Here is a 19,366-nt window from a genome sequence, read left to right on the forward strand (position 1 = left end):
CAGCACGCGCGGCGCGCCGCCGGCTGCCGCCCGGTCGCCGGCCGCCGCGGATTCGAGCGTGTCGGTGCCCGCCCATAGGGTGGGAGCCCTCCCGGCCGGGCGGGGTGTCACGTCGGCCGGCACCGTGGCGGTCGCGGCGGGTGCCGTCGCCGTCCGCCCGCGGGCCCGCCGGGTCAACGTCGCGTTCCCGGTGCCGTAGCCGACCAGAACCGCACCCGACTCCGCCTCGGGCGCGGCGACCTCGGGCGCGGCGACGGTGATGAGCGGCGCGCCCACCTCGATCGTCGTGCCCGGCGCGCCGTGCAGCTGCGTCACCCGTCCGGCGTGCGGGCAGGGCACCTCGACCGTCGCCTTCGCCGTCTCCACGTCGACCACCACGTCGTCGACGCCGACGACATCGCCGACCGCGACGCGCCAGGCGACGATCTCGGCCTCGGTCAGCCCCTCGCCGAGGTCGGGCAGCCGGAACGTCCGCTCCTCGCCAGGGATCGGGTAGTCCGTCATCGTGAACCAGCCAGGAACCGCGGGTCGGGCGCGTCGTCCCACTGCAGCCGGTCGACCGTGTCGAGGACGCGGTCGACGCCGGGCAGGTGGTACTTCTCCAGCACCGGCGGCGGATACGGCACGTCCCAGCCGGTGACCCGGAGCACGGGCGCCCACAGCGAGTGGAAGCAGCGTTCCTGCACGCGCGCGACGATCTCCGCGGACACGCCGGCGAACCCCGCCGCCTCCGCGACCACGACGCAGCGGCCGGTCTTGCGCACCGACGCCGCCACCGTCTCGTCGTCGAACGGCACCAGCGTCCGCAGGTCGACGACCTCGAGCGACCGCCCCTCGGCCGCCGCCGCCGAGGCGGCCTCCAACGCCACCGGCACCGCCGGCCCGTACGCCACCAGCGTCGCGTCCGACCCCTCGCGCCGCACCACCGCGGTCCCGAACGGCTCGGTCGTCACCGGCAGCGCGACCTCGTCCTTGGCCCAGTAGAGCTTCTTGGCCTCCATGAACACGACCGGGTCGGGGTCGGCGACGGCCTCGCGCAGCAGCGAGTAGGCATCGGCGACGGTGGCCGGCGTGACGACCTTGAGGCCGGGCGTGTGCGCGTAGTACGCCTCGGAGGAGTCCGAGTGGTGCTCCACGCCGCCGATGCCGCCGGCGTACGGCACCCGGATCACCATCGGCAGGCCGACGGCGCCGCGGGTGCGGTTGCGCATCTTCGCGACGTGCGAGGCGATCTGCTCGAACGCCGGGTAGGCGAACGCGTCGAACTGCATCTCGACCACGGGACGGAAGCCGTTCATCGCCATGCCGACCGCCATGCCGACGATGCCGCTCTCGGCCAGCGGGGTGTCGAAGCACCGGTCGTCGCCGAACTCCGCGGCCAGCCCGTCGGTGACCCGGAAGACGCCGCCCAGCGCGCCGACGTCCTCACCGAACATCAGGACGGTGTCGTCCTCGCGCATCGCGTCGCGCAGCGCGGCGTTGAGGGCCTTGCCCAGGGTCACCGTCATCGGGCGAGCTCCTCGGCCAGCCAGCCGGCCTGCTCGCGCAGCTGCGGCGTCGGCTCGGCGTAGACGTGGGCGAACAGGTCGGCGGGGTCGCCGGTCGCCTCCTCGGAGAGCCGCTCGCGCACCTGCGTGGCGAACTCCTCCGCCGCCGACCGCGCAGCTGCGACGTCGTCGTCGCTCAGCTCGCCGCGTGAGCGCAGGTGCGCCTCCAGGCGGGCGATCGGGTCGCGCCGCTTCCACGCCTCGACCTCGTCGTGGTCGCGGTAGCGGGCGTCGTCGTCGGCGTTGGTGTGCGGCTCGACGCGGTACGTGTGCGCCTCGACGAGCACCGGCCCGCCGCCCGCGCGGGCGGACTCGACGGCGTCGGTGAGCACCGCCAGCATGGCGAGCGGGTCGTTGCCGTCGACACGCTCGCTCCGCACGCCGTAGCCGACACCCTTGTGCGCCAGTGACGGCGCCGCCGTCTGCCGCGACAGCGGGACCGAGATCGCGTAGCCGTTGTTCTGGACCAGGAACACGACCGGCGCGTGGAAGACGGCGGCGAAGTTCAGCGCCTCGTGGAAGTCGCCCTCGCTGGTGCCGCCGTCGCCGATCAACACCAGCGCGACGGTGTCCTCGCCCCGCCGGCGTGCGGCATGAGCGACGCCGACGGCGTGCGGCGCGTGCGTCGCGAGCGGCGTGCACTGCGGCGCCGTGCGCGTGGCCATGGGGTCGTAGCCGCAGTGCCAGCTCCCGCGCAGCAGCGTGAGCGCCTCGACCGGGTCGATGCCGCGGGCGATCAGCGCCATCGTGTCGCGGTAGGTCGGGAACAGCCAGTCCGTCTCGCGCAGCGCCAGGACGGCGCCGATCTCGCCCGCCTCCTGACCGCGGCTGGACGGGTAGACGGCGAGGCGCCCCTGCTTGGTCAGCGCCGTCGCCTGGGCGTCGAACCGGCGGCCGAGCACCATGGCGTCGTATGCGCGGCGCAGCAGCTCCGTCGACGGCCGCTCGTAGCGTCCGTGGGCGTCGCCGGGCGCGGGACCGCCGTCGTCGTCGAGGAACCGCACCGGCTCGGCGGACGGCAGCAGGCCGGCGTCGGCCGGCGGCGCGGACGCGCTCGTGGCGGTGGGCATCCGGTGCTCGGCCTGCGTGGTCATGGCTCAGTCACCTCTGTCGGCAGGCGGGACGCTCTATCCCCGAATACTGCGCCTGGTGAGATGCTCATCTCTACAATCGGCCGAAATCGGTGACAACTGGCAGAGCGGAGCGGCCATGAGCGACCAGATGTCTCAGAGTGACCGGGGTCACACCTGGAATACCGGCCGTTCGTCTGCCCGCGAGCTCGACGACGTCGACCGCCGCATCCTCGCCGAGCTGGTCGAGCAGGGCCGGCTGTCCATCCGCCAGCTCGCCGAACGGGTGCACGTGTCGCGGGCCAACGCCTACGCGCGGGTTGACCGGCTGCTCGCCGACGGCGTCATCACCGGGTTCTCCGCACAGGTCAACCCGGAGCGCGCCGGGCTGTCGACCAGCGCCTACGTCATGCTGTCGATCCAGCAGAACGCCTGGCGGGAGGTGTCCGCGGCGCTCGGGTCGCTGCCCTACGTCGAGCACTTCGCGCTGGTCGGCGGCGACTTCGACGTGCTCGCGCTGGTCCGCGCGCCCAACAACAGCGAGCTGCGCCACGTCGTCCTCGAACACATCCAGGACGTCCCCGGCGTGCTGAGCACCCGCACCTGGCTGGTGTTCGACGAGCACCTCGGCCAGGGGTCGCGCTGGGCCTGACGCTCGCCCAGTAGGCTCCCACCCATGGCCAAGTGGGAGTACGCGACGGCACCCGTGCTGGTGCACGCGACCAAGCAGATCCTGGACAACTGGGGCGAGGACGGCTGGGAGCTGGTCCAGATCGTCCCCGGCATGAACCCCGAGAACGTGGTGGCGTACTTCAAGCGGGAGAAGCCCGAATGACCAGCACCCCGGAGGAGCGGCTGGCCGAGCTCGGGCTGAGCCTGCCCGACGTCGTCAAGCCGGTCGCGGCGTACGTGCCGGCCGTGCGCAGCGGCTCGTTCGTGTTCACCTCCGGCCAGGTGCCCGTGCGCGACGGCGAGCTGATCCACAAGGGCAAGGTCGGCGCCGAGGTCACGCCCGAGCAGGCCTACGAGTGCGCGCAGCAGTGCGCCCTCAACGCGCTGGCGGCCATCCGGGCCGAGGTGGGCGATCTGTCCGCCGTCACCCGCGTCGTGAAGGTGCTCGGCTTCGTCGCGTCGACGGCCGACTTCACCGGCCAGCCGCAGGTGGTCAACGGCGCCAGCGACCTGCTCGGCAAGGTCTTCGGCGACCTCGGCCAGCACGCGCGCAGCGCGGTCGGCCTGACGGTGCTGCCGCTGGACGCGCCGGTCGAGGTCGAGATGATCGTCGAGGTCGGCTGACGGGTCCTCGGGTGGTGGACGGCGGACGGCGGGCGCTGCCCGCTCCGATCGCGGAGCGGGCCCGGGCGTTCGCCGCCGGTGGCCTGCCGGTCGTCCCGGCCGTGCCCGCCTCCACGGTCGGGCTGCTGCGCGACGGGCCCGGCGGTGTCGAGGTGTACGTGCACGTACGGCACCTCGGCATGGCCTTCGGTGGCATGCTGGCCTTCCCGGGCGGGAAGGTCGACCCGGTCGACGGCCCCGACCCCGCCGAGGCGTTCGTCCGCGCCGCGATCCGCGAGACGCTCGAGGAGACCGGCGTCCTGCTGACGCCCGCCGACCTCGTGCCGTGGGCGCACTGGATCACGCCGCGGTTCGAGGCGCGCCGCTACGACACCTGGTTCTACCTGGCGGCGCTGCCGGACGGCCAGGAGCCGGCCGACGTCTCCGGCGAGGCGTCGGAGGTGGGCTGGGTGCGGCCGGCGGACGCGCTGGCCCGGGCCGACGCCGGCGAGTGGGTCCTGCTGCCGCCGACGGCGGTGCTGCTGACCTCGCTCACCGCCGTCGCGACGGTGGCGGACGCGCTCGGCGCGGGCGTCGGCCGCCGCATCGACACCGTCCTGCCCGGCTGGCTCGACGACGGCGCGCAGGTGTGGAGCCTGCTGCCCGGTGACCCGGACTACCCCGGCGACGACCCAGGAGACGACCGGTGAGCGAACCGACGCTGCCCGACTGGTGCCGGCGGGTCCGGGCGGACAACCCGGGCCCGATGACGCTGGACGGCACCAACACCTACGTGCTGCTCACCGGCGATGGCACCGTCGTCATCGATCCCGGGCCGTGGCTCGAGGAGCATATCGACGCCGTGCTGTCGCTGGGATCGGTCTCGCTCGCGCTGGTCACCCACCACCACGCCGACCACTGTGGCGGCATCGAGCTGTTCCGCGACCTGACCGGCGGCGCGCCGGTGCTGGCCCGCGACCCGGCCGCCAGTGGTGCCGACGCGGAGCTGCCGGCGCACGGGCAGCGGCTCGACGGCCTCGGTCTCACCGTGCTGGACACGCCCGGCCACACGGCCGACTCGGTCTCCTTCGTGGCCGACGACGGCGAGACAGTGCTGCTGTTCAGCGGCGACACCGTCCTGGGCCGCGGCACCACGATCGTGTCGCACCCCGACGGCGACCTCGGCGACTACCTCGCGTCGCTGGCGCTGCTGCGCACGGCGGTGCCCGAGGACGCCGTGCTCGCGCCGGGCCACGGGCCGCTGCGGTCGCGCGCCGTCGCCGTCGTCGACGAGTACGTCGCGCATCGGCAGCAGCGCATCGATCAGGTACTAGCGGCGCTCGACGGCGGCGCCCGGTCCGCCCGCGACGTCGTCGAGGTGGTCTACGCCGACGTCGACCGCGCGCTCTGGCCGGCCGCCGAGCGCACCGTCGAGGCCACGCTCGCCTACCTGCGCACGGCCGGCCGCGGATCAGGCTCCTAGCCGCGACGTGTCGAACACGAGCTGGTTCGCCGTGATGCGGCCGCCGGCGACGACGTAGCGGTCGGCCGCGCGAATCGTCCCGAAGGGCGTGGTGGCCATGTCGTACATCACCAGGGCCTGCGTCGCGTCGCCCACGGCGGCGATCACCTGGACGCCGTCGACGAGCGCGGCGAACTCGCCCACGGCCGCCAGATACGCCGGCGCGCCCGACTACGACACGCGCGGGCTCTCGAAGGTGACGTCGTCGGCCACGAAGGTCGCGGCGAGGTCCAGGTCGCGGCGGGCGAACGCCTCGATGAAGGCGAGCGCGACGTCGACTGGTGTGGTCACGGGGTCCTCCTGGTCCAATACTGCTCTCAGAAGGACGGATCCGCGGCGCCGCCGGAACTCATCGGCCCGGCGGCCGCTACGGCGTCAGCGGGCGCGGCGGCGCAGGCGGTCGACGTCGAGGACGACGACTGAGCGCTGCTCGAGCCGCAGCCAGCCGCGCGACACGAAGTCGGCCAGCGCCTTGTTCACCGTCTCGCGCGACGCGCCGACGAGCTGGGCCAGCTCTTCCTGCGTGAGGTCGTGGACGACCCGCATGCCCTCTTCGGACGGCACGCCGAACCGCGTCGAGAGGTCCAGCAGCTGCTTGGCCACCCGGCCCGGCACGTCGGAGAAGACGAGGTCGGTCTGGATGTCGTTGGACCGGCGCAGCCGCGACGCCAGCTGCAGCAGCAGCCCGCGAGCCACCTCGGGCCGCCCCGTCAGCCAGGGCGTGAGGTCGGCGTGGCTGAGGCTCCACAGCGTGGTGTCGGTGACCGCCGTGGCCGTGGCCGAGCGGGGACCGGGGTCGAACAGCGACAGCTCGCCGAACATCTGCCCGGGGCCGAGCAGCGCCAGCAGGTTCTCGCGGCCGTCGGGCGCGGTGCGGCCGAGCTTGATCTTGCCCTCGGTGACGACGTAGACGCGATCGCCCTCGTCGCCCTCGCGGAAGAGGGTCTCGCCGCGGCTCAGGTGCACCTCGGTCATCGACGCGCGCAGTGCGCCGGCGGCCTCGTCGTCGAGTTCGCGGAACAGAAGTGCGCTCCGTAGAGCGTCGTCAGCCACTGCCAGGTCCTCCTTGCCGTCGAGCCACGCGCGGTCAACGGTCTGGTGTTTCGCGTCACGTCGGCCGCAACCTATTGTGCCGTGCGGCCATCATGGCCGACCATTCGCCCCTGCAACCCGTATTCGACGGACAAACGCCGGTGGGCGGGTCGGATCTTCCGGGACGGGGGCCTGTCGGTCCGGGAACGTAGAGTGAAGTGGTGTCGATGGTCGCTACCGAGTCCAAGCTCGCCCTCACGCGCCGGGCCCGCAAGATCAACCGTGAGCTCGACGCCACGTACCCCGACGCCCACTGCGAGCTCGACTTCACCACCCCGTTCGAGCTGCTGATCGCGACGGTGCTGTCCGCTCAGACCACCGACGTCCGCGTCAACGGCGTCACGCCCACGCTGTTCGCCCGCTACCCCGACGCCGTCGCGCTCGCGGCCGCCGAACGCGAGGACGTCGAGAAGATCATTCAGCCCACCGGGTTCTTCCGGGCCAAGACGCAGTCGATCCTCGGACTGTCGCAGGCGCTGGTCGAGCGGTTCGGCGGCGAGGTCCCGGGCCGGTTGAAGGATCTCGTCACCCTGCCCGGCGTCGGCCGCAAGACCGCCAACGTCGTGCTCGGCAACGCCTTCGGCGTCCCCGGCATCACCGTCGACACCCACTTCGGGCGGCTGGTGCGCCGGTTCGGCTGGACCAGCGAGACCGACCCCGACAAGGTCGAGCTCGAGGTCGGCGCGCTGTTCCCCAAGAGCGAGTGGACCATGCTGTCGCACCGGGTCATCTGGCACGGACGGCGCCGCTGTCACGCCCGTCGGCCGGCCTGCGGCGCGTGTCCGCTGGCGCGGCTGTGCCCGTCCTACGGTGAGGGCCCCACCGACCCCAAGGTGGCCGCCAAGCTGGTGCGCGAAGGGCCGCGTGCATGACGACGGCCGACGCCGCCGGTGGTCCGCCCGCATGGCTGCGGCGCATCGCCGACGCCGCCGCCGGCGCGTGGGCCGAGCAGGCCGGCCGGTGGTCGGCGCCTGACGACACCGCGCGCGAATCGGCCGTCCTGCTGCTGTTCGGCGAGACCGACGGCCGGCCCGACGTCCTGCTCATCGAACGGGCGGCCGGCCTGCGCAGCCACGCCGGGCAGGCGGCGTTCCCCGGCGGCGGCGCCGACCCCGGCGACGACGGCCCGGTCGGCACCGCGTTGCGCGAGTGCGCCGAGGAGACCGGCGTCGACCCCGCCGGCGTCGAGGTCATCGCCACGCTGCCGCCGATGTGGATCTCGGTCTCGAACTACTCGGTCACGCCCGTGCTGGCGTGGTGGCGCGAACCATGCGAGGTGCGGGTCGTCGACCCCGCCGAGGTCGCGTCCGTGCACCGGGTGCCGGTCAGTGAGCTCACCGACCCCGCCAACCGGTTGCTGCTGCGCTACCCGTCCGGGCACACGGGACCGGCCTTCCGCGCCAGCGGACTGCTCATCTGGGGGTTCACCGCCGGCGTGCTGTCCGCGTTGTTCGATGCGGCCGGAATCGCGCAGCCGTGGGATCGTACTCTCGTCGAGCCGCTGCCAACGGGGCCGGCTCTTGGCGGTGAAGGTCGAGGTGGGTCGTGACGCTGGGCTTGAACGCCGTCGACCTCATCATCATCATCCTGGCGGTCGTCGTCGGCTACACCGGCTGGACCCACGGTTTCGTCGTCGGCCTCCTGTCCTTCGTCGGGTTCGTCGGCGGCGCGGTCGCCGGGCTGCTGCTGGTGCCGCTGGTCCTGGGCAGTTTCGACCCCGGGCTCGGGGTGTCCGTGCTGGCCGTCCTGCTGGTGCTCGGCGTCGCCTCCATCGGGCAGGGCGTGCTGGCCTGGGCCGGCGGCTGGGTGCGGTCGAAGGTGTCGTCGCAGCCGGCGCGGAAGTTCGACGCCGCGGGCGGCGCCATCCTCGGCGTGGCCGGCCTGCTGCTGGCCGCCTGGGCCGTCGGGCTGGCCATCTCGACGGCCGCCGTGCCGTACGCCTCGCCCGGCGTCCGCGAGTCGCGGCTGCTGGACCTCGTGGACCGCGCCGTGCCCGTCTCACCCGACCGCCTGCGCGATGCCTTCGAGGACGTCGTCGCCGCCGGCGGCTTCCCACAGGTCGTGGTCCCGTGGGCGTCCGAGCCCATCGTCGACGTCGGCCCGCCCGGCAGCCTGCTGCGCCGCGACCCCGAGGTGCGCACCGCCGCCCAGAGCGTCGTCCAGATCACCGGCCGGGCCGACGCCTGCGAACGGGTCATCACCGGCAGCGGCTTCGTGGTCGCGCCGGAGCGCATCCTCACCAACGCGCACGTGGTGGCCGGCGTCGGCGAGCCCGTGGTCACCTTCCCCGACGGCGAGCCGCTGGCCGCCCAGGTGGTCGCGTTCGACCCCGACACCGACCTCGCCGTGCTCGCCGTCCCCGGCCTGGCGCTGCCCCAGCTCACCATGGCCGCCGACGAGCCCGCCAACGGCGACGAGGCCGCCGTCATCGGCTACCCGAACAACGGGCCGCTGCGCAGCGAGGAGGTCCGCGTCCGCGACGTCCACGAGCTCATCGGGCACGACATCTACGACGACGACACCGTCACCCGCGAGGTCGTCTCGCTGCGCGGCAGCATCCGGCCGGGCAACTCCGGCGGGCCGCTCATCTCACCCGACGGCACCGTGCTGGGCGTCGTGTTCGCCGCCTCGCTGACCGACCCCGACACCGGCTACGCACTCGCGCCCAGCGAGTTCACCGACGTCGCCGCCGGCGCGGCCGAGGCCACCGAGCCGGTACCGACCGGCTCGTGCACCTGACCACGCCGACGGCCTCGGGTCAGACCCCGAACGGCGCCGCGTAGCGGATGGTGCCGGACGGCAGCGGGTGCGCGTCGTCCAGCGACAGCGCCATCAGCGCGTCGTCGGGCACGTCGAAGCCCGCCCCGATGCCGTGCGCCGAGGCGCGCTCGAAGCCGAACCGCGGGTAGTACTCCGGGTGTCCGAGCACCGTGACGAAGCGTTCACCGTGGTCGTGGGCGGCCCGCAACGCGGCCCGGATGGCGGCCGAGCCGGCACCGGACTTCTGCCGCCCCGGCCGCACCGAGCACGGCCCGAGGCACAGCGCCGGGGTGTCGCCGATGTGGCAGCGGGTGAGCAGGGCGTGCCCGGCGACCGTGCCGTCGGGTGCGGCCGCGACGATCGACAGGCCGTCGATCCACGCGGGGTCGGCGCGGAGCGCGTCGACGAGGTCGGCCTCGTCGGGGCGGTCGAACGCCGCGATGGTGATGTCGCGGATGGCCGCGATGTCGGCGCCGGTTTCGGCGCGCGTGATCCAGTGCGAAGGCATAGCGAGGAATCCCGTTCGTGTTCGGGTTGACTGAGGTCAGGGTGAAGTCAGGCCGCGGCCTGGCGCGCCGACATCAAGCCCACTCCCTCTCAGCTCCTCGCAGCGACACGAACGTCGACGATCATAGCGTCAGTCGTGCCGGTCGCGCTGCTTGACCAGCCAGTCCAGCAGCGCGTCGGTGACGGCGTCCGGCGTCTCCTCGTGCGGGAAGTGTCCGGCCGCCTCCAGCGACAGCCAGTGGTACTCACCCGCCACCAGCTCGCGCGACGCCGCGGCGATGTCGATGTCGATGTTGGAGTCCTGGACGCCGTGCACCTGCAGCACCGGCATGGTGAGCGGATCCTGGACGCGCTTGGCGAAGCGGCGGCCGTCGCCGCGGAAGAGCGAGCGGAACAACCAGCGCTGGTACTCCAGCGCGCAGTGCGGCGCCGGCCACAGCTGCATGGCCGCGCGGTAGTGGCGCGACGCCTCGTCGTCGGGGAACGCCGACCCCGGCGCCGACCAGCGACGCAGCAGCGTCTCGACGTGCGCGCCGTCGTCGGCGATGAGCCGCCGCTCCGGCGCCATCGGTGTCTGCACCCAGGCCAGCGAGCCGCTGCGCCGGAACCGTCCGCGCAGCAGGTGCCGCCGCAGGACCAGCGGGTGCGGCATGGACAGCACGGCCAGCGCGTCGACGTGGGCCGGGCGCATGGCCGCCGCCGTCCACGCACCGTAGGCGCCCCAGCCGTGCCCGACGAGCACCGCGCGCCGCTCGCCGAGGGAGCGGATGGCGCCGGTGATGTCCGCGGCGAAGGTGAAGGCGTCGTACCCGCGGGGGGTCTTGTCGCTGCCGCCGGCGCCGCGCAGGTCGAGCGCGACGGCGCGCCAGCCGGCCGCGGCGATGGCCGGCAGCTGGTGCCGCCAGGCCCACCAGAACTCCGGGAAGCCGTGCAGGAGCAGGACGAGCGGGCCGTCGCCCATCTCCGCGGCATGGAACTGCGCCCCGTTGGCTGCGACGGTCCGATGCGTCCAGGGGCCGGGGATCTCGACCGTCTGGCGATGTGCGTCGTTGGTGATCACGTGCTGTTGCTGGACCTCTTCAGAGCGCGGGCGGCGTCGCGAGCGGTGACCTTCGTCCGCTCGGCCTTGGAGATCCTGCCGAATCGGCTCCGGGCCGCCAGCAGCAGGACGAGTGCGACGAGCACGTAGGCGCCCGCGACCACCAGGAACGACCAGCCGAGCGTCAGTCCGAGGGCGCGGACGCCGTACACGAGCGCGAAGGAGGCGAGGATGAACGCCATCAGGCCGAGGAAGGCGGCCACCGCCGTCATGGCGCCGCCGACGGCGGCCTCCTTGGCGTCCTCCTTCAGCTCGGCCTTCGCCAGCTCGATCTCGTCCCGCACCAGCCCGGTGAGGTCGTCCTTGATCGAGGCGACGAGCTGGCCGATGGAGGCCGAGCCGTCGGCCTGGCTGGTTGCCCGCGCGGCCATCCGGAACCTCCCCGTCGCAGTGGGTCACGAGTCGCGTCGGCCGCGGCGGCGGGTTGCCGGCGTGGCCTCGGGTTCGACTCTAGAGCAGGCCGGCGGGCATGGTCGCGAAGACGGGCCGACCAGTCACGGCCGAGTGCCCGGCTCCTCGGCCTGGTACACGTCGGGAATGCCGTCGTGGTCCTCGTCGCGGGACTCCTCCTCGGCCATGCGGCGGTAGATGACGTTGCGCCGCGCCAGCAGCACCGTGGCGATGAGGGCGGCGAGCACCGAGCCCACGAGCACCGCGGTCTTGACCAGTTCCTCCATGTGGGGGTCGTCGCGGAACGCCAGCTCGCCGATGAGTAGCGAGACGGTGAACCCGATGCCGGCGATGGCCGCCAGGCCGAAGACGTCACTCCAGGTGAGGTCGGGGTTCAGCTCCGCCTTGGTGAAGCGCGCCATGAGCCAGGTGCCGCCGAAGATGCCGATGGCCTTGCCGACGACGAGGCCGAGGACCACGCCCAGCGCCACCGGCTCGGTGAACACCTCGCGCAGCGACCCGCCGGACACGGTGACGCCGGCGGCGAGGAGGGCGAAGATCGGCACGCACAGGACGGCGGAGTACGGCCGGACTCGGTGCTCGATGCGTTCCGCGGGAGCCTGGCTCTCGCCCTCGCGCCGGTGGGCGCGCGTCAGCAGGCCGAACGCCACGCCGACGACGGTGGCGTGCACGCCGCTCTCGTGCATCAGTGCCCACGCCACGACGCCCATCGGCACGTACAGCCACCACGCCCGCACGTCGAAACGCTGCATGACGGCGTACGCCACGAGGATCGCGAACGCGCCGAGCAGCGGCCAGATCTCGACGTCGGTGGTGAAGAAGACGGCGATGAGCAGGATCGCGAGCAGGTCGTCGACGACGGCGAGCGTCAGCAGGAACGCACGCAGCGCCGACGGCAGCCGTGACCCGATGACGGCGAGCACGGCGAGGGCGAAGGCGATGTCGGTGGCCGTCGGTACCGCCCAGCCGTCCGTGCTGCCGCCGGCGATGCCGTTGACCAGCAAATAGACGACGATCGGGCCGAGCATGCCGCAGACGGCGGCCATGATCGGGAGGATGGCCTCGGCCGGCCGGCGCAGGCTCCCGACGACCAGTTCGCGCTTGAGTTCCAGCCCCGCGACGAGGAAGAAGATCGCCAGCAGGCCGTCGGCCGCCCACGTCGCGAGGTCGAGGTCGAGATGCAGCCCCGACGGGCCCAGCGTCGTCGTCCGCAGCGTCTCGTACGAGTCGCCGCCCACGTTGGCCCAGACCAGCGCCGTGGCCGCCGCCAGCAACATGAGGAAGCCGCCGGTCGTCTCGCTGCGCAGCACGGAGGCGACGTACTGGGCCTCGGGCCAGCTCGAGCGGGCGAAGACACGGCGTCGGGACACGGGTTGGCCACCTTCCGTCGCAGACATGGCTGTGGACGAACGCCGACCAGACTTCCCGGCACACCTGGTGTCGATTCTACGGGACTGGCCGGGCGGCACGGTAAGTGCTAACTTACGGTAAGTGGTGCCTTACGGAGGCTTCGAGGCGCTCGGCGACGCGACCAGGCGGTCGATCGTCGAGCGGCTGCGGCACGGGCCGGCCTCCGTCGGCGAGCTCGCGGCCGGCCTGCCCGTCAGCCGGCCTGCGGTGAGTCAGCACCTGAAGGTGCTGGCCGAGGCGGGACTGGTGGCGGTGAACGCCGCCGGCACGCGGCGGATCTACCGGCTCGCGCCGCACGGGTTCGCCGCGCTGCGGTCCGAGCTCGACCAGCTGTGGAACGACGCGCTGGCGGCCTTCGCGGCCGCCGCGGAAGCGGAGGGAGAGGCCGATGGCGACGACGAGCGACACGAGCGTCCGGCGTGAGGTCGTGGTGAACGCGCCGGTGGAGCGGGCGTTCGCGGTGTTCACCGAGCGGTTCGACACCTGGTGGCCGCGCGACTTCCAGATCGCCGAGCGGCCGGCGCAGGTGTTCGTCATGGAGCCGCGCGCCGGCGGGCGGTGGTACGAGCGGGCCGCCGACGGCACCGAGTGCGAGTGGGGTGAGGTGCTGGCCTGGGAGCCGCCGTCCCGGCTGCTGCTGGCCTGGCGCATCAGCGCGTCCTGGCAGTACGACCCCGGCCTGCTCACCGAGGTCGACGTCCGGTTCACCGACGCCGGCGACGGCCGCACGCGGGTCGTGCTGGAACACCGCGGGCTGGAGCAGTACGGCGCCGAGGCCGGGCGGATGACCGGGACGTTCGGCTCCGACGGCGGCTGGTCGCGGGTGCTGGCCGGCTACGCCGCGGTCGTCAGCAGGTGAATGTCCGGACCGGCCGGCCGGGCCGCCACAGCGTGATCTCCATGGCGGTGCGCGTGTCGTTCAGCCCGGCCAGCACGACGTCGTCGATGCCGAGCCGGAACAGGTGGAACGGCCCGGGCGGCAGGTCGCCGGCGTGGGCGGCCTGGTAGGCGTCGAACTCGGGTCCGACGACCTCGGCGGCGCGGCCGGAGATCTTCACGTCCGGCACCGTCATCGAGCCGTCGCCGGGGTTGCTGTGCAGCGCGTAGCGCGGGTCGCGCTGCAGGTCGTGGGCCTTGCGGGCCTCGGGCATGGAGCCGAGCGTGAGATGGTCGCCGTCGACGTCGACCTCGGTGCCGCTGACCCGCGGCGAGCCGTCCGCGCGCAGCGTCGCGAGGACGTGGTGCTTGGTGGCCGTGAGTTGCGCGTGGACGATCGCCGCCAGCTCGGGTGCCTCGTCGTGGAACTGCTTCCAGGTCGCCATGGCGTCCATGCTGACGCGAGGTCGCTGACATCTTCTGTCAGCGATCTCGCGTAGGTTCGGAGTCGTGAGAGCCAGCCGGTTGATGGCGATGATGCTGCTGATCCAGCAGCGGCGGTCGATGACGGCGGCCGAGATCGCCGACGAGCTCGAGGTGTCCGTCCGCACGGTCTACCGCGACATCGCGGCGCTGCAGGCCTCCGGCGTCCCACTGTGGACGGAGTCGGGCCCGGGCGGCGGCATCCGCCTGGTCGAGGGTTGGCGGACGACGCTCGACGGGCTCACCGGCGACGAGGCGGCCGCACTGTTCTTCGGCGGGGTCCCGAGCGCGGTCGCGGACCTCGGGCTGGGCACCGTCCTCGTCGCGGCACAGACGAAGGTCATCGCCATGCTGCCGCCGGAGCTGCGCGGCCGGGCCGCCCGCCTGCGCGAGCGGTTCCACGTCGACGCGCCGGGCTGGTTCGACGATGGCGGGCCGCCGGTGGCGCTGGCGGCGGTGTCCGACGCGGTGTGGTCCGGCCGGCGGCTCGACGTGTCGTACCGGCGGTCCGACCGGACGGTGTCGCGGCTGCTCGACCCGCTCGGCCTGGTGCTCAAGGCCGGCACCTGGTACCTCGTGGCGGCGCACCGGCAGCAGGTGCGCACCTACAAGGTGGGGCGCATCGACGCCGCGACGGTACTGCCGGAGCCGAGCTGGCGTCCCGACGGCTTCGACCTCGCCGAGTGGTGGGCGGCGTCGTCGGCGCAGTTCGACCGGTCGCTGCTGCGCTACCGGTGCCGCATCAGGCTGTCCGCGTCGGCGCTGCGGCGGCTGCACACGGCGGTCGGCGCGCTGGCGGCGGCACAGGCGCGCGAGACGGCGTCCCCGCCCGACGACGACGGCTGGAGCGAGGTCGAGCTGTGGACCGAGGGCGAGGACGTCGCCGCGGCCCAGCTATTCGGCCTGATGAACCAGGTCGAGGTGCTGGAGCCGGCCTCGCTGCGCGCCACGCTGCGCGACGTCGCGCTCGAGCTGGCCGCACGCAACGACTAGGTCGCCACGGTTCCCGGGCCGCGCGCGGCGCGCCGGGGTCGACGTGCGATTCGGCGTGTTGACACAGACGCCAACTGTTGGCATCTGTGTCAACACGTCCGATCGGATGCGCCGACTCCGCCGACCAAGGCCGTAGCCGGCCGGGCCCGGCTCAGTCCTCCGACGAGCCGCCCTTGGTCAGGCCCTCGCTGATGAGGTTCATCACCGTCGGGTCGGCCAGCGTCTGGACGTCGCCGAGCTCGCGGTTCTCCGCGACGTCGCGCAGCAGGCGCCGCATGATCTTGCCCGAGCGCGTCTTCGGCAGCTCCGGCACGATCATGATCTGCCGCGGCTTGGCGATCGGGCCGATCTCCTTGGCCACGTGGTTGCGCAGTTCCTGGACGACGTCGGCACCGCCGTCGCCGGCGGCCGACCGCAGGATGACGAACGCGACGATGCCCTGGCCGGTGGTCGGGTCGGAGGCGCCGACGACGGCGGACTCGGCCACCTTCGGGTGCGACACGAGCGCCGACTCGACCTCCGTCGTGGAGATGCGGTGGCCCGACACGTTCATGACGTCGTCGACCCGGCCGAGCAGCCAGATGTCGCCGTCGTCGTCCTTCTTGGCGCCGTCGCCGGCGAAGTAGCGGCCCTCGAAGCGCGACCAGTAGGTGTCGATGAAGCGCTGGTCGTCGCCCCAGATGGTGCGCAGCATGGACGGCCACGGCTCGGTGAGCACCAGGTAGCCACCATGACCGTCGGGCACGACGTTGCCGGCGTCATCGACGACGTCGGCCACGATGCCCGGCAGCGGAGTCTGCGCCGAGCCGGGCTTGGCGGCGGTGACGCCGGGCAGCGGGCTGATCATGATGGCGCCGGTCTCGGTCTGCCACCAGGTGTCGACGACGGGGGTGCGGTCGCCGCCGATGACGCGGCGGTACCAGATCCACGCCTCGGGGTTGATCGGCTCGCCGACGCTGCCCAGCACCCGCAGCGACGACAGGTCGCGGCGGCCCGGGATCTCCTCGCCCTGCTTCATGAACGTGCGGATGGCCGTCGGCGCCGTGTACAGGATGCTGACCTTGTACTTCTCGACGATGTCCCACCAGCGGCCGGGCTCGGGGAAGTCGGGCGTGCCCTCGTACATGACCTGGGTGGCGCCGTTGGCCAGCGGCCCGTAGACGATATAGCTGTGGCCGGTGACCCAGCCGACGTCGGCCGTGCACCAGTACACGTCGCCCTCCGGCTTGAGGTCGAAGACGTTGCGGTGCGTGTACGCGGCCTGCAGCAGGTAGCCGCCGGACGTGTGCTTGATGCCCTTCGGCTTCCCCGTGGTGCCGGACGTGTAGAGGATGTAGAGGGTGTCCTCGGCGTCGTGCGGCTGCGGGTCGTGCTGCTCGGACTGGCGGTCGACGAGGTCGTGCCACCACACGTCGTGGCTGTCGTCCCAGTCGACCTCCTGCTCGGTGCGCCGCACCACCAGGACCTTCTCGACCGACGGCGACTTCGCGACGGCCTCGTCGACGGCCGGCTTCAGCGCCGACGGCTTGCCCCGCCGGAAGCCGCCGTCGGCGGTGATGACGAGCTTGGCCTGCGCGTCCTCGATGCGGCTGCGCAGCGCCTCGGCCGAGAAGCCGCCGAACACCACCGAGTGGATGGCGCCGATGCGGGCGCAGGCCAGCATCGAGATGGCGGCCTCGGGGATCATCGGCAGGTAGATGGCGACGCGGTCGCCGTGGCCGACGCCCAGCTCCGTCAGGGCGTTGGCGGCCTTGGAGACCTCGCGCTGCAGGTCGGCGTAGGTGAGCGTGCGGCTGTCGCCGGGCTCGCCCTCCCAGTACAGCGCGACGCGGTCGCCGTTGCCGGCCTCGACGTGCCGGTCGACGCAGTTGTACGCGACGTTGAGCGTGCCGCCGACGAACCACTTCGCGAACGGCGGGTTGCTCCAGTCGAGGACCTGCGACCACTCGGTGTTCCACGTCAGCAGCTCGCGCGCCTGGCGCTCCCAGAACGCCAGGCGGTCCGCCGCGGCCTCCTCGTACAGGTCGGCCTTGGCATTCGCCTGGGCAGCGAACTCCTCCGACGGTGGGAAGCTGCGGTCCTCGTGCAGCAGATTGGAGAGAGCGTCATTGGTCACGTTCGTCTGCTCCTCGTGTCGGGATGTCCGTGGCAGCGTCGATCGCGCTGCCGTCTACCTCACCATCGCAGATGCCTGATCGGCAAGGACGGCGAGGTCGACGGCAGCGCGCGCCGGGAGGGCGTCAGTGCGCGGTGGTGGCCTTCTCGGCTCCGGCGCCGCTCAGCGACCGGACCTCCATCTCCGCGTACTTGGCCGCGTTGTACTCCTTCGACAGCCGGGCGCCGATGAATCCGAACAGGAACCCGGCCGGGATCGAGATGATGCCGGGGTTGTCGAGCGGGAACCAGCTGAAGTCGACGTCCTGCAGCATCGACGGGCTGCGGCCGGTCGCCGGGTTCACCGGCTTGCCCGACACCACCGGCGAGAAGACGATCAGCGTCACCGCGGTGAGCAGGCCGCCGTAGATGCTCCACACCGCGCCCTGGGTGTTGAACCGCTTCCAGAACAGCGAGTAGAGGATCACCGGCAGGTTCGCGCTGGCCGCGACGGCGAACGCGAGCGCCACGAGGAACGCGATGTTCTGGCCGTTGGCTAAGATGCCGCCGACGATCGCCACCGCGCCGATGACCACCGCCGTGATGCGGGCGACCCGCACCTCGTCGTTCGCGCCGATCTCGCCCTTCTTGATCACGTTGGCGTAGACGTCGTGCGCGAACGAGGCCGACGCGGTGATCGTCAGGCCCGCGACGACGGCGAGGATGGTCGCGAACGCGACGGCGGCGATGATGCCGAGCAGGAGCGTGCCGCCCAGCTCGTACGCCAGCAGCGGCGCCGCGGAGTTCACGCCGCCCGGCGCGCCCAGGATCTCCTCCGGCCCGACCAGCGCGCCCGCGCCGTAGCCGAGCACCAGCGTCAGCAGGTAGAAGAGGCCGATCAGGGCGATCGCCCAGGTCACGCTGTGCCGGGCGTCGCGTGCCGTCGGCACCGTGTAGAAGCGCATCAGCACGTGCGGCAGGCCGGCGGTGCCGAGCACCAGGGCCAGCGCCAGCGAGATGAAGTCCAGCTTCGAGGTGTCCGACGCGCCGTACTGGTTCATCGGGTCCAGCAGGCCGGCCGCGCCACCGGCGGTGTCGACGGCCGCGCCGAGCAGCTGCGACAGGTTGAAGTCGTGCTGCGCCAGCACCCAGATGGTCATGACGAACGCGCCGCTGATCAGCAGGATCGCCTTGACGATCTGCACCCACGTGGTGCCCTTCATGCCGCCGACCAGGACATAGAACACCATCAGCGCGCCCACGACGGCGATGACGACGCCCTGCCCGCCGCGGTCGGTCACGCCCAGCAGCAGCGCGACCAGGCCGCCGGCGCCGGCCATCTGGGCCAGCAGGTAGAAGAACGACACCGCCAGCGTCGACGTCGCGGCCGCCGTCCGCACGGGACGCTGCCGCATCCGGAACGACAGCACGTCGGCCATGGTGAACCGGCCGGTGTTCCGCAGCAGCTCGGCGACCAGCAGCAGCGCGACCAGCCACGCGACCAGGAAGCCGATGGAGTACAGGAAGCCGTCGTAGCCGTAGATGGCGATGGCCCCGGCGATGCCGAGGAACGACGCGGCCGACAGGTAGTCGCCGGCGATCGCGATGCCGTTCTGCTGGCCGGTGAACGCCCGGCCGCCGGCGTAGTAGTCCGCCGCCGTGCGGTTGTGCTTCGACGCGCGCAGGACGATGACCAGCGTGATCGCGACGAAGACGGCGAAGATCGTGATGTTGACCCCGGGGCTTCCGACATGGGTGTCCATCAGCGTGCCCCCTCCAGCTCGTCGCGGATCTGCGTGGCGAGGGGGTCCAGCTTCCGGTCGGCGTGCCGGATGTACAGCCACGTGATCAGGAACGTCGACGCGAACTGGCCGAGGCCGAACAGCAGGCCGACGTTGATGTTGCCGACCACGCGCTGCGACATGAAGTCGACCGCGTACGTGGACAGCAGGACGTACAGCAGGTACCAGGCCAGGAACGCGGCGGTCATGGGGAACGCGAAGTTGCGGAACCGCCGGCGCAGCTCGGCGAACTCCGGGCTGGCCTGCATGCGCTCGTATTCCTCGGCGGTGGGTACGGCCCGTCCGGGCGGTGGTGTCTCGAGACTGGCCACGCTCCGACCTCCTCGTCGTCATGTGGTCCGGGTCACAGTGATCCCGTTTGGGGCGCCACGGTAGGGCGGCGCGCCCGGGCCGGGGGAGACGCCTCGCGGGGGCGTGCGGTGAGC

The 19,366-nt window shown here is 72.6% G+C and carries 24 protein-coding genes; 11 read left to right on the plus strand and 13 right to left on the minus strand.

The features are described from left to right. From DY240_RS08495 to pdhA, 3 genes are all read right to left on the minus strand, one after another. On the minus strand, positions 1 to 504 hold a 504-nt coding region (locus DY240_RS08495; RefSeq protein WP_325049279.1), incomplete at its 3' end, for a biotin/lipoyl-containing protein. Beyond that, entirely contained in the window at positions 501 to 1,508 is a 1,008-nt protein-coding gene (locus tag DY240_RS08500) for an alpha-ketoacid dehydrogenase subunit beta (RefSeq protein ID WP_119659506.1), read from the minus strand. The genes DY240_RS08500 and DY240_RS08495, both read right to left, overlap by 4 nt. Continuing rightward, positions 1,505 to 2,641, minus strand: coding sequence for a pyruvate dehydrogenase (acetyl-transferring) E1 component subunit alpha (pdhA, locus tag DY240_RS08505; protein ID WP_233552658.1), 1,137 nt, complete (start codon positions 2,639 to 2,641; stop codon positions 1,505 to 1,507). The genes DY240_RS08500 and pdhA overlap by 4 nt, the downstream gene beginning before the upstream one ends. Before the next feature lie 127 nt (positions 2,642 to 2,768). Here pdhA and DY240_RS08510 point away from each other — a divergent pair, with 127 nt between their 5' ends. From DY240_RS08510 to DY240_RS08530, 5 genes are read left to right on the plus strand one after another with little or no spacing between them, the layout of a single operon-like run. Further along, positions 2,769 to 3,269 carry an Lrp/AsnC family transcriptional regulator gene (locus DY240_RS08510; protein WP_119659532.1) on the plus strand — a complete coding sequence of 167 codons (501 nt, stop codon included), beginning with the start codon at positions 2,769 to 2,771 and terminating at the stop codon, positions 3,267 to 3,269. A gap of 24 nt (positions 3,270 to 3,293) precedes the next feature. Beyond that, positions 3,294 to 3,452, plus strand: a complete 159-nt coding sequence (locus DY240_RS08515) for a DUF4177 domain-containing protein (RefSeq protein WP_119659507.1) — start codon at positions 3,294 to 3,296, stop codon at positions 3,450 to 3,452. Next, entirely contained in the window at positions 3,449 to 3,913 is a 465-nt protein-coding gene (locus DY240_RS08520; protein ID WP_119659508.1) for a RidA family protein, read from the plus strand. The genes DY240_RS08515 and DY240_RS08520 overlap by 4 nt, the downstream gene beginning before the upstream one ends. Before the next feature lie 11 nt (positions 3,914 to 3,924). After that, positions 3,925 to 4,602 (plus strand): NUDIX hydrolase, encoded by a 678-nt coding sequence (locus DY240_RS08525; RefSeq protein ID WP_199701105.1) that lies wholly within the window; start codon positions 3,925 to 3,927, stop codon positions 4,600 to 4,602. A 56-nt stretch (positions 4,603 to 4,658) separates the two neighbouring features. Then, positions 4,659 to 5,375: an MBL fold metallo-hydrolase gene (locus DY240_RS08530; protein ID WP_119659534.1), complete on the plus strand. Its 717-nt coding sequence runs from the start codon at positions 4,659 to 4,661 to the stop codon at positions 5,373 to 5,375. On the opposite strand, the gene DY240_RS08535 is transcribed toward DY240_RS08530, so the two are convergent. Together DY240_RS08535 and DY240_RS08540 are read right to left on the minus strand one after the other, a co-directional pair. Further along, positions 5,364 to 5,558 carry a hypothetical protein gene (locus DY240_RS08535; protein ID WP_119659509.1) on the minus strand — a complete coding sequence of 65 codons (195 nt, stop codon included), beginning with the start codon at positions 5,556 to 5,558 and terminating at the stop codon, positions 5,364 to 5,366. The genes DY240_RS08530 and DY240_RS08535 overlap by 12 nt on opposite strands. A gap of 231 nt (positions 5,559 to 5,789) precedes the next feature. After that, positions 5,790 to 6,467 (minus strand): Crp/Fnr family transcriptional regulator, encoded by a 678-nt coding sequence (locus DY240_RS08540; RefSeq protein ID WP_046766478.1) that lies wholly within the window; start codon positions 6,465 to 6,467, stop codon positions 5,790 to 5,792. A 206-nt stretch (positions 6,468 to 6,673) separates the two neighbouring features. Between DY240_RS08540 and nth the strand changes: the two genes are divergently transcribed. From nth to DY240_RS08555, 3 genes are read left to right on the plus strand one after another with little or no spacing between them, the layout of a single operon-like run. After that, a complete protein-coding gene (nth, locus tag DY240_RS08545; RefSeq protein WP_119659535.1) occupies positions 6,674 to 7,378 on the plus strand; it encodes an endonuclease III in 705 nt (234 codons plus the stop codon). Continuing rightward, positions 7,375 to 8,055 (plus strand): NUDIX hydrolase, encoded by a 681-nt coding sequence (locus DY240_RS08550; protein ID WP_119659510.1) that lies wholly within the window; start codon positions 7,375 to 7,377, stop codon positions 8,053 to 8,055. Before nth ends, DY240_RS08550 begins: the two co-directional genes overlap by 4 nt. After that, a complete protein-coding gene (locus DY240_RS08555) occupies positions 8,052 to 9,245 on the plus strand; it encodes a MarP family serine protease (RefSeq protein ID WP_119659511.1) in 1,194 nt (397 codons plus the stop codon). The genes DY240_RS08550 and DY240_RS08555 overlap by 4 nt, the downstream gene beginning before the upstream one ends. A gap of 19 nt (positions 9,246 to 9,264) precedes the next feature. On the opposite strand, the gene DY240_RS08560 is transcribed toward DY240_RS08555, so the two are convergent. From DY240_RS08560 to nhaA, 4 genes are all read right to left on the minus strand, one after another. Next, entirely contained in the window at positions 9,265 to 9,774 is a 510-nt protein-coding gene (locus DY240_RS08560) for a GNAT family N-acetyltransferase (RefSeq protein ID WP_119659512.1), read from the minus strand. Between the two features lie 129 nt (positions 9,775 to 9,903). Beyond that, complete coding sequence (locus DY240_RS08565) at positions 9,904 to 10,833, minus strand: alpha/beta fold hydrolase (RefSeq protein WP_199701109.1); 930 nt, start codon at positions 10,831 to 10,833, stop codon at positions 9,904 to 9,906. Next, positions 10,830 to 11,243, minus strand: coding sequence for a phage holin family protein (locus tag DY240_RS08570; RefSeq protein ID WP_119659513.1), 414 nt, complete (start codon positions 11,241 to 11,243; stop codon positions 10,830 to 10,832). The genes DY240_RS08565 and DY240_RS08570 overlap by 4 nt, the downstream gene beginning before the upstream one ends. Positions 11,244 to 11,366: 123 nt before the next feature. Then, positions 11,367 to 12,680, minus strand: coding sequence for a Na+/H+ antiporter NhaA (nhaA, locus tag DY240_RS08575; RefSeq protein ID WP_119659514.1), 1,314 nt, complete (start codon positions 12,678 to 12,680; stop codon positions 11,367 to 11,369). A gap of 94 nt (positions 12,681 to 12,774) precedes the next feature. Here nhaA and DY240_RS08580 point away from each other — a divergent pair, with 94 nt between their 5' ends. Continuing rightward, entirely contained in the window at positions 12,775 to 13,116 is a 342-nt protein-coding gene (locus tag DY240_RS08580) for an ArsR/SmtB family transcription factor (protein WP_119659515.1), read from the plus strand. Then, positions 13,082 to 13,552 carry an SRPBCC family protein gene (locus DY240_RS08585; protein WP_119659516.1) on the plus strand — a complete coding sequence of 157 codons (471 nt, stop codon included), beginning with the start codon at positions 13,082 to 13,084 and terminating at the stop codon, positions 13,550 to 13,552. The genes DY240_RS08580 and DY240_RS08585 overlap by 35 nt, the downstream gene beginning before the upstream one ends. On the opposite strand, the gene DY240_RS08590 is transcribed toward DY240_RS08585, so the two are convergent. Continuing rightward, positions 13,542 to 14,015, minus strand: coding sequence for a pyridoxamine 5'-phosphate oxidase family protein (locus DY240_RS08590; protein WP_119659537.1), 474 nt, complete (start codon positions 14,013 to 14,015; stop codon positions 13,542 to 13,544). The two genes, DY240_RS08585 and DY240_RS08590, sit on opposite strands and share 11 nt — an antisense overlap. Positions 14,016 to 14,079: 64 nt before the next feature. Between DY240_RS08590 and DY240_RS08595 the strand changes: the two genes are divergently transcribed. Next, positions 14,080 to 15,045, plus strand: coding sequence for a helix-turn-helix transcriptional regulator (locus tag DY240_RS08595; protein ID WP_119659517.1), 966 nt, complete (start codon positions 14,080 to 14,082; stop codon positions 15,043 to 15,045). A 151-nt stretch (positions 15,046 to 15,196) separates the two neighbouring features. On the opposite strand, the gene acs is transcribed toward DY240_RS08595, so the two are convergent. From acs to DY240_RS08610, 3 genes are all read right to left on the minus strand, one after another. Next, a complete protein-coding gene (acs, locus tag DY240_RS08600; RefSeq protein ID WP_119659518.1) occupies positions 15,197 to 17,161 on the minus strand; it encodes an acetate--CoA ligase in 1,965 nt (654 codons plus the stop codon). Between the two features lie 124 nt (positions 17,162 to 17,285). After that, positions 17,286 to 18,902 carry a solute symporter family protein gene (locus DY240_RS08605; RefSeq protein WP_119659519.1) on the minus strand — a complete coding sequence of 539 codons (1,617 nt, stop codon included), beginning with the start codon at positions 18,900 to 18,902 and terminating at the stop codon, positions 17,286 to 17,288. Further along, positions 18,902 to 19,189 carry a DUF485 domain-containing protein gene (locus tag DY240_RS08610; RefSeq protein ID WP_119659520.1) on the minus strand — a complete coding sequence of 96 codons (288 nt, stop codon included), beginning with the start codon at positions 19,187 to 19,189 and terminating at the stop codon, positions 18,902 to 18,904. Before DY240_RS08610 ends, DY240_RS08605 begins: the two co-directional genes overlap by 1 nt. Between the last annotated feature and the right edge of the window lie 177 nt (positions 19,190 to 19,366).

It is taken from the genome of Jiangella rhizosphaerae (genome assembly GCF_003579925.1).
Lineage (GTDB): Bacteria > Actinomycetota > Actinomycetes > Jiangellales > Jiangellaceae > Jiangella > Jiangella rhizosphaerae.